Here is a 12,462-nt window from a genome sequence, read left to right as displayed (position 1 = left end):
GGAGCACTACCGCGCGACAGCCCGCCCCCGGCGGGCCAGGGTGAGGGCATGACCGAGGACACCACCACGCTGACCGGACAGGCCCTGCCGCCGGTACGGGACTGGCCCACGCCCGATCTGGAGGGCACCGCGTTCGACCCGGTGCTCGCCGGGCTCATGCGGGAGGGGCCGCTGCACCGCATCCGGCTGCCGTTCGGCGAGGGCTGGGCCTGGCTCGCCACCCGCTACGAGGACGTCAAGGCGATCACCAACGACCCGCGCTTCGGACGCGCGGAGGTCACCCGGCGTCAGGTGACGCGGATGGCCCCGCACTTCAAGCCCCGGCCGGGTTCGCTCGCCTTCGCCGACCAGCCGGACCACAACCGGCTGCGCAAGGCGGTGGCCGGGGCGTTCACCGTCGCCGCGATGAAGCGGCTGCGGCCCCGGGCACAGGAACTGCTGGACGGCCTGGTGGACGGGGTCGTACGGGACGGGCCGCCCGCCGAGCTGATCGAGCGGGTGCTGGAGCCGTTCCCGATCGCGCTGGTCAGTGAGGTGATGGGGGTACCTGCGGCGGACCGGGAGCAGGTGCACGCCTGGACCCGGCGGATCATCTCCATGTCCGGCGGCGCGGAGTCCGCCGAGCGGGCCAAACAGGGGCTGTACGGCTGGATCACGGACACCATCCGGGCCCGCGCCGGTGACGGGGGCGAGGACGTGTACGCGCGGCTGGGCGCGGCGGTGGCGCGGGGCGAGGTGGCCGAGGAGGAGGCGATCGGGCTCGCCGGGCCGCTCCAGATCGGCGGGGAGGCGGTCACCCACAACTGCGGGCAGATGCTGTTCCTGCTGCTGACCCGGCCGGAGCTGATGGCGCGGATGCGTCGGGACGCGGCGGCGCGCGGGCCGCTGATCGAGGAGATGCTGCGTTTCGTCCCGCACCGCAGCTCGGTGGGGCTGGCCCGGATCGCGCGGGAGGACGTCGAACTGCACGGCACGCTGATCCGCGCGGGGGATCCCGTGTATGTGTCGTACCTGGCCGCCAACCGGGACCCGAGCGTGTTCCCCGACCCGGATCTGATCGACCCCGACCGGGCCACCAACCCGCATCTGGCCTTCGGCAACGGGGCGCACTACTGCACGGGCGCGATCCTGGCCAAGCTCCAGACCGAGCTGCTGCTGGGGACGCTGCTGGAGCGGCTGCCGGGACTGCGGCTCGCGGTCCCGGCGGACCAGGTGGAGTGGCGGAAGAAGACGATGATCAGGGGGCCGCGGACGCTGCCGTGCACCTGGTGAGCGGCAGCGTCCCCCGTCCTCACCGCCCGCTCAGGCCCGCAGCCACTCCGTCACGACCACCTCCGCCCCGGTCCGCAGCCGCAGGGCGAACGGGCCGATCGGCGGGGCCTCGCTGGTGAAGCGGCCCATGGCGTCGGCGGTCAGCACGTCCGGCGTGGACAGCTGCGGGCCGCCGAGCACCTCGATCCGGGCGGGCTGGGGCGGCAGCACCTGCCCCATCAGGCCGTGCGCGGTCACCTCCACGTCCACGGTCAGCTCGCCGGTACGGAAGGTCAGCATCCGGGGCGGGTCCGTCACCCCCCGGACGGGGATGGCGTCGACCAGGGAGTCGAAGGTCAGCTCGGCGATCCGGGCGTCCAGGTCGTGCAGTATGAACGCGTCGACCGCGAGCCGGCGCAGCTCGGGCGGGACCGGGTCCAGGACGGCCGCGGCCCGCCGCAGTTCCGCCTCCAGCGGGCTGGTGTCGAATTCCCCGATGTGCGCTTCGAGGGCCTCGTCGCCCCCGAAGTCCCCGGCCCCGCCGGGGATACCGGCGTTGCCGTCGTTGTCGTTGCGGTTCACGATGCTCCCCGTGCGTCGAGTCGGGCCCGCAGGCGGCGCAGACAGCGCTGGCGCAGGGGCCCGATGCTGCCCACCGCGATGTCGAGCGCGGCCGACACCTCCTGATAGCTGGGCGGCGGCGAGGCCATGAGCACGCGCAGCAGCTGCCGGCAGCGCTCGCCCAGTCCCTCGAACTCCTGCCACACCCTGCGGACCCGCTCGCTCTGGGCGGCGGCCTCCTCGGCGTCGAGCAGTGACTCCTCGGGCGTGGGCTCCTCGCTGACCCGGTCCAGCAGGATCGGGTCGTCGGTCGGTGTCAGCCGGCGCAGGCTCTTGATGACCTTCAGGCTTTCGTGCCGCGCGGTGCTCGCCAGCCATGATCCGGCCTTCTGCGGCTCCCGGATCCGCCCCAGGTTCTGGGCGAAGCGGAACCACACCGTCTGGTAGACCTCGTGCGCGTCCGCGTCGGACAGCCGGTGTGCGCGCGCAACCGACCACACCAGCGGGCTCAAACCCTCCACCAGCGCTTTCCAGGCCGCCGCGTCGCCGTCGACGGCGGACTGTACGAGCGCGCCGATCTCTGCACGTTCCACGGACCCACCCCTCGTGTACGGCCTGTCATCGTACGCCGTGACGGGGGTGGTTCCGGTACACGCGCGGAATCCTGCGTTCAGCATGGTGCTCATGCCGGCGGGGCCGGGTGCGCGACCGGTACGGACTGCCAGGTGGGCGGCAGCAGCGCGGGCACATGGCCGCCGCGCACCTCGGCCAACTCCGTGTTGAGTTCGAGGAGTTGACGGGCCGCCGCGCGCGGGTCGCGTTCGCCACTCGCCGTCATGTGGGCGGCGACCAGACCGGCGACGACGGGCGTCGCGAAGGAGGTGCCGCTCCACTGCGCGAGGCCCTCGAACATCACCTGATCCGCCTTGCCGACGCTGTCCTCCCCGTCGTCGCTGAGGACTCCGGTGTGGCCCGGGTGGGTGCAGGTGCAACCGTAGGAGAAGCCGTAGCGGCAGTCGTCGTACGTCGAGTGCCGGTACACGTACGGCACCGGCGTCCCGAAGCCCGTCAGGGCGCTGGTGACGCGCTCGCCGGGGGCGAAGACGCTGACCCAGGGGCCGTGATTGCTGAAGCAGGCGCCGAACTCGCCGTCGCTGCGCAGCGCGCCGACCGAGACCACCGCCTCCTCGAAGTCGGGGCGGGTGGCGTAGGCGGCGGGCCAGAAGGGCGTGGCGCTGCCGTTGTTGCCGGCGGCGGCGACCAGGAGCGTGGGCTGCTCGCGCAGCTCGCGCATGAAGTTCTCCAGGCCCAGCAGCCCGTCGAGGCGGCCGTTGGAGGTGCCGGCGGACAGGCTGAGGATGTCGGGCCAGCCGCTCTCGTCGACCGCCTCGAAGAGCTTGTCGCCGAACTCGGACTCCAGGATGGCGCCGACGTCGCTGAGCGTGTTGCGCACGGTGATGTCCGTGTTGGGGGCGACGGCGGCGACCAGGCCCGCGATGAACGTGCCGTGGCCGATGTACAGCTTCAGCAGCCCGTCGGCGTCGGTCTCCTGCGCGTGCGCGTCGCCCTCGGTGCGGGCGAGCGGCGGGTAGGAGCGGTAGTCGTGCGTCAGCCCGTTGTCGATCACCAGGACGCGTACGGCGCTCCGCGCGTCGTACGGCGTCCGCGCGGCGGCCGGGTTGGGCTGCGGGTCCTGCTGGGCGGGCACGGGCTCGTCGCCGGGGCAGCAGTTGACCGGCGCGATGTGCACGACGTGGTTGCGGCTGACCAGGCGGCGCCCGGCGCGGCCCTCGGCGGTGCGCATCGCGCGCAGCGCCCCGGCCACGTTCTGGTCGGCGGCCCGGCCGCCGTCGACCGGGTCGCCGACCTGGATGCGGGTGATGCCGGAGCGGTTGGTCTGCGGGCTCGCCCGGCGCACGTTCTCCGGGAGCAGGCCCTCGGTCGCGGTGAAGTGCGCGCGGACGGCGTCCTCGACGGCGAGGGCCTCCTCGCCGTCCCGCGCGAGGACGACTCCCTTCTCGTAGATGAACTCGGCGGAGTCGTCCGGGCCCATCGCCAGGGGTACGTCGGAAAGCGCCCGCTGGATCTGATCGAACTGCTCGCGGAATCGCTGTGGTGCCATGGCGTGTCCTCCCAATGAGGCGTCGGTCGTCAATCAGAGCCGGGGGGCGGTCGATTGATACAGACCCAAACTGGTGTGACCTGGTTCCGCTCGCACTACCATCCCTGGGGTGACAGCCGGAAGCGACACGGTGCTCGAACTGCTGCCCATGGTGTTCGCCGCGCCGAACGACGCCCTTACGCGGGCCCGCCTGGTGCTGGACAGCCCGGCGCCCCCGTTGCACGCCTCGGTGGCCCATCAGGTGATCGGTATCTGGCAGCGGGACTTCGGCGACACTAAACTCGCCCTGCGTCATCTGCGGCGCGCCCGGGACTACGCGGTGCGCGCGGACTCGCCGGACCGCGAGGCGGACGTGCTCGGCACGCTCGGCGTGGCGCTGATCCACGCGGGCCAGACCCGGCAGGGCCAGGAGGCGCTGGAGCGGGGGGTGGCGCGCGGCACCGGGCACACGCGCGCGCGGGTGCTGTTCCGGCGGGCGTACGCGGGGTGGGTGCTGGGGCATCACAGGGCGGCGCTGGAGGACGTACGGCGGGCGATCCCCGTGCTGCGGCAGGCGGACGACGTGATCTGGACGGCGCGGGCGCTGACGCTGCGCGCGACCGTGCATCTGGCGCTGGGCGCGGTGGAGCGCGCGGACCAGGACTTCGCGGCGGCCGAGGCGCTGTGGGAGATCACCGGCCAGGAGCACGACAAGGCGGACGCGGTGGAGAGCCGGGGGCTCGCCGCGTTCCGGTCCGGGGATGTGCCGGTGGCGCTGCGGCTGCTCGCGGAGGCGGAGGAGCGGTACGGCAAGCTGGGCACGCCGATCTTCCAGCTGATCGTGCGGCGCTGCGAGGTGCTGATGGCGGCCGGTCTCGCGCCGGAGGCGCTGTCGGAGGCGGACACGGCGATCGCGCAGCTGGACGGGATCGGCGGGCAGTCCACGCGCAAGGCGGAGCTTTTGCTGACGGCCGCCCGCGCGGCGCGGCTCGCCGGGGATCCGCACACGGCGATCGCGCGGGCGGCGCTCGCGGTGCGGCTGTTCGCGGCGCAGCGGCGCGGCTGGTGGGAGACGCACGCGCGGCTGGTGCTGATCGAGTCGCGGGTGGCGACCGGGCGGGGTTCGGGCCGGATGGTCGCGGACGCGGCGGCGGTGGCCGACCGGCTGGCCTCGTTCGGGGCGCCGGCCGCGCCGGAGGCATCGCTGCTGGCGGGCCGGATCGCGCTGCGGCTGGGCTGGCGCGCGGACGCGGAACGGCATCTGGCGCTGGCCGCCCGCAGCAGGCACAGCGGGCCGCCGCTGGCCCGGCTGACGGGCTGGGCGGCGCAGGCGCTGCGGGCGGAGGCGGCCGGTTCCCGGCGGGGCGTGCTGGAGGCGTGCCGACGGGGGCTGAACGTCCTGGACGACCATCGGATGACGCTGGGCGCCTCGGAGCTGCGGGCGCGTGCCACCGAGCAGGGTGCGGAGCTGGCGGCGCTGGCGCAGGGCGCGAGCCTCGCACAGGGCGGGCCACGGCGGCTGCTGGAGTGGAGCGAGCGGTGGCGGGCGACCGCGCTGAGCACCCCGCCGACCCGGCCGCCCGCCGACCCGGAACTCCTCGGCGACCTCACCGCTTTCCGGGAGATCGCCGCCCGCGCGGAGGACGCCCGCCGTGAGCGGCGTCCGGTGCCTGCGCTGGAGCGTGAGCAGCGGCGGCTGGAGAAGGCGATCCGCTCCCGCACCCTGCATCTGCGCGGTGAGACCCCGGGCGGCGGCCACCGCTTCGACGTGGGCCGGCTGCTGGCCCGGCTCGGGTCGACCCGGCTGGTGGAACTGGCCGTGGTCGACGGCCGGGTGCAGGTGCTGCTGTGCGCGGACGGCCGGGTGCGGCGCTTCTCGGCGGGGCTGCTCGCCGAGGCCGAACTGGAGGCGGAGCACATACAGGCGGGGCTGCGGCGCCTGGCCCATCCCGGCGCGGAGGCCCGCCTTCCGCTGGTGGAGGCCATGGGCCGGCGCCTTGAGGAGCTGCTCCTGGGCCCGGCGGCGGCCCAGCTGGGCGGCGGCCCGGTCGTGGTCGTACCGCCCGGCCGGCTGCACCGCGTGCCCTGGGCGCTGCTGCCCTCGCTGCGCGAGCGAGTGGTGAATGTGTCGCCGTCGGCGGGCAGTTGGCTGCGGGCCCACGAGACCGCGCCCCCGCCCGGCGGCCGGCACGTCCTGGTACGCGGTCCCGGGCTCGCCACCGAGGGCGCCGAGGTCCCCGAACTCGCCCAGCGCTATGCCGCGCCGGTCGTCCTGGAGGGCGACCACGCGCGCGTGCCGCGTGTTCTGGAGGAACTCGACGGGGCGGCGCTCGCGCACATCGCCGCGCACGGCACGTTCCGCGCGGACAGCCCGCTGTTCTCGTCCCTGGGCATGTCCGACGGCCCGCTGATCGTCCATGACTTCGAACGCCTGGCCCGCAGCCCCTACCGGATCATCCTCTCCTGCTGCGACACCGCCCGCTTCGCGTCCGTCGGCGCCGACGAACTCCTGGGCCTGGTCACCGCCCTCCTCCCGCACGGCACGGCGGGCGTGGTCGCGTGCAGCGCCCCCGTCAACGACGCCGCCGTGGTCCCCCTGATGCTCGCCCTCCACAAAGGCATCGACGCGGGCCTCTCCCTCGCAGAATCCCTCCGAGACGCCCGAGCCTCCCTCCCGGACGACGCGACCCACCAGGCAACGGGGTGGGCGTTCTCGGCGTTCGGGGCGGCGTAGGTGGGGTGGGGTGGGGTGGGGCGTATCGCCGGGGGGGGCCGGGGTGCCGCCGGGGGGCGGGGGTGAGGTGGCGTGGGTCGGCGTGGGTCGGCGTGAGGCAGCGTGGTGCTGCTCGGGACGGCGTGGGCCGGGCTGCGTGGGGGCTGCGGGAGGTGGACGGCGGGCCGGGCTGAACACCGGGGTGGAGCAGGCTCGGGGTGGCGCGGGGCGGGGTGGAGTAGGCCCGGGGTGGCGTGGATCGGAGTGACGTAGGCCGGGATGGCGTGGATCGGGGTGGCGTGGGTCGGCCACCGCAGGGGCGGCATCGGGGAGCAACTCCGGTCAAGCCGCTGCCGGGACGCTCAGGTTGGGCCGACGCCCGGGACGCGCCGGTCGGCACGGTGTACGCCGGGGCCGCCGTCGGAGCGGATAGCAGCAGAGCAGCGCAGGTCCTGCTGGCGACTGGGCAGCGTAGATCGGGCCGAAGCCGTGCAGCGCGGGGCAGGCTGGCGCCGGGCTCGGCGTTGATCGGCCCGGCGTGGACTTGGCCGCGGACGGATCGGCGCAGGGAGTGCGGCGTCGGCCGGACTGCCGCCCGGAAGGCAGCGGATGGACCACCGTTGGGGACGCCTTCGTCGGCACGACGTAGGCCGTCCTGCCGCGCAGGCAGTCCGCCGCCAGCCAGCGCAAGCCGCGCTGGTGCTGGGCTCGGCGTAGGCCGCCAGGCAGCACAAGCACGCCAGCTCCAGCGCGGCGCAGGTCGTGCCTCCGTGGAGGCAGCATTGGCCGACGCGGCGTAGGTCAGACCACCGCCGGGGACACGCAGGCCAGCACGGCGTAGGGCCGGGCCGTCACCGAACCCGGCCGCCGCCCAGCAGCGCAAGCCACGTTGGCGCCGGGCTCGGCGTAGGTCGGGCCATCGCCGGACAGCGCAAGCCAGGCCGTCACCGGGGCCGCAAGCGGTGGCCGCCTCAAGCCGATGGCGCCGGAGGTCCGGCCGTTGGTATCGGGGTCGGCGCGCTGCCGATCGCCCCGGGAGGCCAGATCGGCGCCTACGGCGGTCCCGTCGGCCCTCGCTACGACGTCCCGGCGCGTCCTCCCCCCTCACGGCACGGCACGGGCACGGCGCCGCCGCTCACGCCGACGCCGCGTCCGGTAGGTCGATCAGGCACGTCAGCTCGCTGCGGTCGCTCGCGCCCAGGCGGGTGTACGCGCTGTAGAGGTGGTTGCCGACGGTCCGGACGGACAGGGTGAGGCGCTCGGCGATCTGCCGGTTGCTCAGGCCCGCCGCCGCCAGTGTGACGATCTGCCGCTGGCGGGCGGTGAGTTCGCCGAGGGCCAGGCCGGACAGGGCCGGGGTGCGGGCGCCCTGACAACGGCGTGCGAGGGTGATGGCGCGGGTTCGGGACAGCCGCGCGGCGCTCGGGTCCCGGTGCACGGCGACGGCCTGCGCGTGTGCCTCCGCCGCGAACAGCAGGAAGCCCCGCGCCTCCAGCAGCGCCGCCGCCCGGTCCAGGGCGGGCCCGTCGGCCCGCGCCAGCGCCTCCGCGTGCCGGGCGAACGGGCTCCCGGGCGGGAGCACCCCGACGGCCCGCTCCGCGACACCGAGGCGTACGGCGTCGTACGCCTCGCTGTACGCGGCCCGCTCGGCGTAGGGGTGTTCGGCGGCGGACTGCGGGGGGTCGCCGACCGGGGTCGGGGCCGGGGGCTGGACGCCCTCACCCAGCCCCGCCCGTGCGCCCTGAGCCTCCACGGAACGGGCCCCGTCCGTCGTGGCTCGCGCGCCCGGGAGCGCGACGGTCCAGGCGGGGTCCGTCGGCGTGGTTCGCGGGGGCGTGCCCGGCGGGCCCCATGCCACCTCATCCCGTACGGATGACAGTCCCTCACCAGCCACGGCCCGCACCCCGAGGTCTCCCACGGCTCGCACCCCCTGTCCTCCCACGGCCCGCGCCCCCTCGGGCACTCCACCCCGCGCAGCCTCACCCGGCACGAACCGCGCATCCACACACTCCCCGGCGCCACCCGGCACGACCCGCGTACCCCCGCTGCGTCCAGCCCCCGCGCCCCCGCCCAGCACCACCGACGCGCCCTCCGTGTCGCCCCGTGCCGCCGCGAGCCAGGCCGTGAGCCGGCGTGGGGGGTGGGGGTGGCCGGACATCGCCGCTTCCACCGTCTCGGGCTCGGCCGACTGGGCCGCGCCGAGGGCCAGTTCGGTGCGGCACAGAGCGTCGTCCGGGGAGGTGCGCAGGCCCTCGCGTGCCCAGGCCGACGCTTCCCGGAGGGCGCCGCGCAGGCGGGCGTGGCGGGCGCGGATCGCCGCGTAGTCGGCGGGTACGGTGCCGGTCTCCTCCATCAGCCAATCCCCCACCGGGGTCGGGAAGGTCCGTACGTCGGCCTCCTCGATGCGGTCCTCCAGGGCCACGGCCTCGGACTTGAGGGCCTGGGCGCAGTCGTCGGGGGTGCGGGCGAGGCGGCGGGTGCGCAGGGTGCCGGCGGCGGCGCGCAGCACCGGGCCGTACAGCGCGCGGGCGAGCCGGACCGTGCCCGCCGCGTCGATGGCGATCAGGCCGTCGGATTCCAGGCGTTCGAGCGTCGGCAGGTCGAATGTGTGGAGGTCGGGGGCGAGGGGTTCGGCGAAGGCGAGGCGGTCGAGGGTCTCGCGTTCGGCGGGGACGACCCGGGCGAGGACCGGGGCGGCGCGCAGCCGGACCGTCTCGGTGAGCGGGACGGGTCCGCGCCAGGCGACGGTGGCCGTGCCGGGGACGGGCGTGAGCAGGCCCGGGCCGGCGAGTGCGCCGGACAGGTCGCGCAGCAGTCGCAGATCGCCCCCGCACAGCCGGCGCAGCCGGTTCACGGTGAGCGGTTCGAACCGGCCCCCGGCGCCGGCCGCGAGGAGGTGGGCCATGTCGTCGTCGGGGAGGGCCTCCAGGGCGAGGCGGGGCAGCACCTCGCCGGTCCACAGACGGGAGACGGCACCGGGCATCGGTTCGCCGTCCCGGGCGACGACGACCAGCCGGGTCCGGCCGTGCGTGGCCAGATGGTGGACGAGGGCGGCGGAGGCGTCGTCCAGGAGATGCGCGTCGTCGACCAGCAGCAGCCGCACGCCGGAGAGGAGTTGGACCGCGCGGTGCAGGGACACCGACTCGGGCAGCAGATGCGCGAAGGCGGCGAACGGGATGCGGTGGGTGCCGGGCGTCCCGGCGACCTTGGCGCAATCGGTGCCGCGCACGGCCTCCACGGCGAGCCGGGTCTTGCCGCAACCGGCCGGACCCGTCACCACGATGCCGTGCCGTCCGGCCGTCAAGGACCGGCGGACCAGCGCCAGTTCCTCCTCCCGGCCGGTGAACGGCCAGGGCAGTTCCAGGGTTCGCGCATCCCGTTCATAAGTCGTCACGGTGTCATGAGCACCCGTACTCAGTTCTGATACACGGCGACTTGAGTAGACCTCGACTCAGGCGGTTCCGGCCGCGCGGACGGCACGCTGGGCGCATGACCGGTCGCTACTGCTCGCTCCCGCAGCAGCCGGCCCCCGCCTTCGCGCCGGGGCTGGCCGCCGAGCGGCTCAGCGCGCTCATCGACGGGCGGGCGAAGTGGGTCAACGGCACGGTCCTGCACTACTACTTCTTCGACGGTGAGACGGACGCCTCCGTCATCCCGGTTCCGGGGACCGGGGAGACCCGGCGGGTGTCCTGGGTGGGCGCCGAGCAGCAGCGGGCCGTGGTGCGCGACTGCTTCGCCCAGTGGCAGGGGCTCGGCATCGGGCTGTCCTTCGCCGAGGTCGACGACCGCTCGGAGGCTGAGCTGAGGATCGGGTTCCAGCTCGGCGACGGCTCCTGGTCCACGGTCGGCCGCGACGCGCTGCGCCTCGGTCAGAACGAGCGGACGGTGAACTTCGGCTGGGACCTCACGCCGTCCGGCGAGCACACCACCGCGCTGCACGAGATCGGGCACGCGCTCGGGATGCTGCACGAGCACCAGAGCCCGTTCGCCGGGATCCACTGGGACGACGAGGCGGTCTACGCCGAGCTGGCGGGACCGCCCAACCACTGGGACCGGGACACCACCTTCCACAACATCCTGCGCAAGCTGGACCGCGACGAGGTCAACGGCTCGGTGTGGGATCCGCAGTCGATCATGGAGTATCCGTTCCCGTCGGGGCTGATCCTGGAGCCCGAGCAGTTCCGGGCGGGCGTGCACCCACCGGGCACGCTGTCGCCGCTGGACAAGGAGTTCGTGCTGCGCTGGTATCCGCCGGCCGGCACCGGGCTGCCCGAGGAACTCGTGCCGTTCCGCTCGGCGCCGCTCAGGCTCGGGCCGGGCGAGCAGGCGGACTTCCGGATCGAGCCCGCGCAGACCCGTGAGTACACGGTCGGGGTGTTCGGGGACGGCGACGCCGTGGCCGTCGTCTTCGAGGAACGGGACGGGGAACCGCGCTTTGTCGCCGGTGACGACGACGGCGGCACCCCGCACAACGCCACGGTCAAGGCCCGTCTGGTCAGGGGCCGCCGCTATTTCGTCCGCGTGCGCCTGTACTCCGGCTGGGGTTCGGGCGAGACGGCGGTCATGTGCTGGTGAGAGCACGCGACGGCCTCACGCGGACGGCTGGACCACTGTCCGGCGCCGGGGGAAACGGTCGCGCGGACGCCGCCTTCGGGGGAGGGCGACGTCCGCGCGGCCACGCCACGCGTTCGCTACGGGACGGCGCCGGTCATCTGCGCGCCCACTCCCCCGCCAGCAACTCGTACGACCGCACCCGGTCCCCATGATCGTGTGTGATCGTCGTGATCAGCAGCTCATCGGCGCCCGTGGCCTCCTGGAGCTGCTCCAGCCGGTCGGCGACCCGCCCCGGTGATCCCACGAACTGGGTGTCCACCCGGTCCCGTACCAGCGCCCGGTCCGCCTCGCCCCACGGAAGGGCGCGGGCCTCGGCCGGGGTCGGGTACTCGATCGCGCCCTCGGCGGTGCGGATGCTGCGCACCCACGGCCCGTACCCGGCGGCCCGTTCGCGCGCGGTCTCGTCGTCCTCGGCCACGACGACATCGGCGGAGACGCTGACATAGGGCTTGTCCAGGACGTCCGAGGGCTGGAAATAGGCCCGGTAGCCGTCCACGGCCTCCAGGACCGTGCCCGGGCTGACGTGGTAGTTGGCGGCGAAGCGCAGTCCCCGGGCGCCCGCCGTCTCCGCGCTCTGGCCCCCGCTGCTGCCCAGGATCCACACCTGGACGTCGGCGCCCTCGCCCGGGACGGCGTGGGCCTCGATGCCGTCCGGGGAGCGGTAGCCGCCCGCGAGCAGGGCGAGGATGTCGTCGATCTGCTCGGCGTAGTCCTGCGCCTGGGCGCCCGGCAGATGCAGCAGCCGCTGGTGCAGGGCGACCCGGGGTGAGTCGAGCAGATGGGCGTAGGAGAAGCGGGGCGGGATCAGCAGGCCGCCCGGGGCGCGGCCGTCGACCACCGGGGTCGCCGTCGGCGCGGGTCCGGCGGGGTCGGCGGGCGGGCGTCCGCCGGAGCGGCCGAGGCCGAGGTCGAGCCGGCCGGGGTGCAGGGCGTCGATCAGGCCGAACTCCTCCACCGTGGACAGCGCCGTGCGGTGCCCCAACTGGACGGCTCCCGAGCCGATCCGGATGGTGGAGGTCGCGGCGGCGGTCAGGGCCAGCAGCACCGCCGGGGAGGTGCCCGCGACGCCCGGGTTGAGGTGGTGCTCGGCGAACCAGTACCGGGCGTAGCCGGCCGCCTCGGTCCGCCGGGCGAGGTCGATGGAGTTGCGCAGGGCGTCCGGGGCGCTCGACCCGGAGGAGACCGGCACCAGGTCGAGGACGCCGAGGGGGGTGTCGGACAT

General features: G+C 74.8%; 8 protein-coding genes. 3 read left to right on the top strand and 5 right to left on the bottom strand.

All coding sequences use genetic code 11. The features are described 5' to 3' along the window. The first annotated feature begins 48 nt into the window (after nucleotides 1-48). A complete protein-coding gene (locus tag ACFRFC_RS08050) occupies nucleotides 49-1,272 on the top strand; it encodes a cytochrome P450 (RefSeq protein ID WP_382687224.1) in 1,224 nt (407 codons plus the stop codon). A 30-nt stretch (nucleotides 1,273-1,302) separates the two neighbouring features. On the opposite strand, the gene ACFRFC_RS08045 is transcribed toward ACFRFC_RS08050, so the two are convergent. The 3 genes from ACFRFC_RS08045 to ACFRFC_RS08035 are packed head-to-tail and all read right to left on the bottom strand — an operon-like array spanning nucleotide 1,303 to nucleotide 3,934. After that, complete coding sequence (locus ACFRFC_RS08045) at nucleotides 1,303-1,800, bottom strand: hypothetical protein (protein WP_382687482.1); 498 nt, start codon at nucleotides 1,798-1,800, stop codon at nucleotides 1,303-1,305. Nucleotides 1,801-1,829: 29 nt separating this feature from the next. Then, nucleotides 1,830-2,489, bottom strand: a complete 660-nt coding sequence (locus ACFRFC_RS08040) for an RNA polymerase sigma factor (protein WP_382687222.1) — start codon at nucleotides 2,487-2,489, stop codon at nucleotides 1,830-1,832. 5 nt (nucleotides 2,490-2,494) lie between these two features. Beyond that, nucleotides 2,495-3,934 carry a S8/S53 family peptidase gene (locus tag ACFRFC_RS08035; protein WP_382687220.1) on the bottom strand — a complete coding sequence of 480 codons (1,440 nt, stop codon included), beginning with the start codon at nucleotides 3,932-3,934 and terminating at the stop codon, nucleotides 2,495-2,497. Between the two features lie 109 nt (nucleotides 3,935-4,043). Between ACFRFC_RS08035 and ACFRFC_RS08030 the strand changes: the two genes are divergently transcribed. After that, nucleotides 4,044-6,647 (top strand): CHAT domain-containing protein, encoded by a 2,604-nt coding sequence (locus tag ACFRFC_RS08030; RefSeq protein ID WP_382687217.1) that lies wholly within the window; start codon nucleotides 4,044-4,046, stop codon nucleotides 6,645-6,647. Nucleotides 6,648-7,761: 1,114 nt separating this feature from the next. Here the strand turns inward: ACFRFC_RS08030 and ACFRFC_RS08025 are convergent. Beyond that, nucleotides 7,762-10,020: a LuxR C-terminal-related transcriptional regulator gene (locus ACFRFC_RS08025; protein ID WP_382687214.1), complete on the bottom strand. Its 2,259-nt coding sequence runs from the start codon at nucleotides 10,018-10,020 to the stop codon at nucleotides 7,762-7,764. A 95-nt stretch (nucleotides 10,021-10,115) separates the two neighbouring features. Here ACFRFC_RS08025 and ACFRFC_RS08020 point away from each other — a divergent pair, with 95 nt between their 5' ends. Then, a complete protein-coding gene (locus ACFRFC_RS08020) occupies nucleotides 10,116-11,201 on the top strand; it encodes a M12 family metallopeptidase (RefSeq protein WP_382687211.1) in 1,086 nt (361 codons plus the stop codon). 133 nt (nucleotides 11,202-11,334) lie between these two features. Here ACFRFC_RS08020 and ACFRFC_RS08015 read toward each other — a convergent pair whose 3' ends face one another. Then, entirely contained in the window at nucleotides 11,335-12,462 is a 1,128-nt protein-coding gene (locus tag ACFRFC_RS08015) for an LLM class flavin-dependent oxidoreductase (RefSeq protein ID WP_382687208.1), read from the bottom strand.

It is taken from the genome of Streptomyces sp. NPDC056734 (genome assembly GCF_042790455.1).
In the GTDB taxonomy this organism is placed as follows: domain Bacteria; phylum Actinomycetota; class Actinomycetes; order Streptomycetales; family Streptomycetaceae; genus Streptomyces.
The sequence above is the reverse complement of the archived record's forward strand: the minus strand, read 5'-3'. Positions and strand labels throughout refer to the sequence as shown.

Bases quoted from the DNA above. Each gene is read 5' to 3' on its own strand.
- ACFRFC_RS08040 (WP_382687222.1), bottom strand. From the start codon at position 2,489: ATGCTGAACGCAGGATTCCGCGCGTGTACCGGAACCACCCCCGTCACG.
- ACFRFC_RS08020 (WP_382687211.1), top strand. From the start codon at position 10,116: ATGACCGGTCGCTACTGCTCGCTCCCGCAGCAGCCGGCCCCCGCCTTC.
- ACFRFC_RS08015 (WP_382687208.1), bottom strand. From the start codon at position 12,462: ATGTCCGACACCCCCCTCGGCGTCCTCGACCTGGTGCCGGTCTCCTCC.
- ACFRFC_RS08035 (WP_382687220.1), bottom strand. From the start codon at position 3,934: ATGGCACCACAGCGATTCCGCGAGCAGTTCGATCAGATCCAGCGGGCG.
- ACFRFC_RS08050 (WP_382687224.1), top strand. From the start codon at position 49: ATGACCGAGGACACCACCACGCTGACCGGACAGGCCCTGCCGCCGGTA.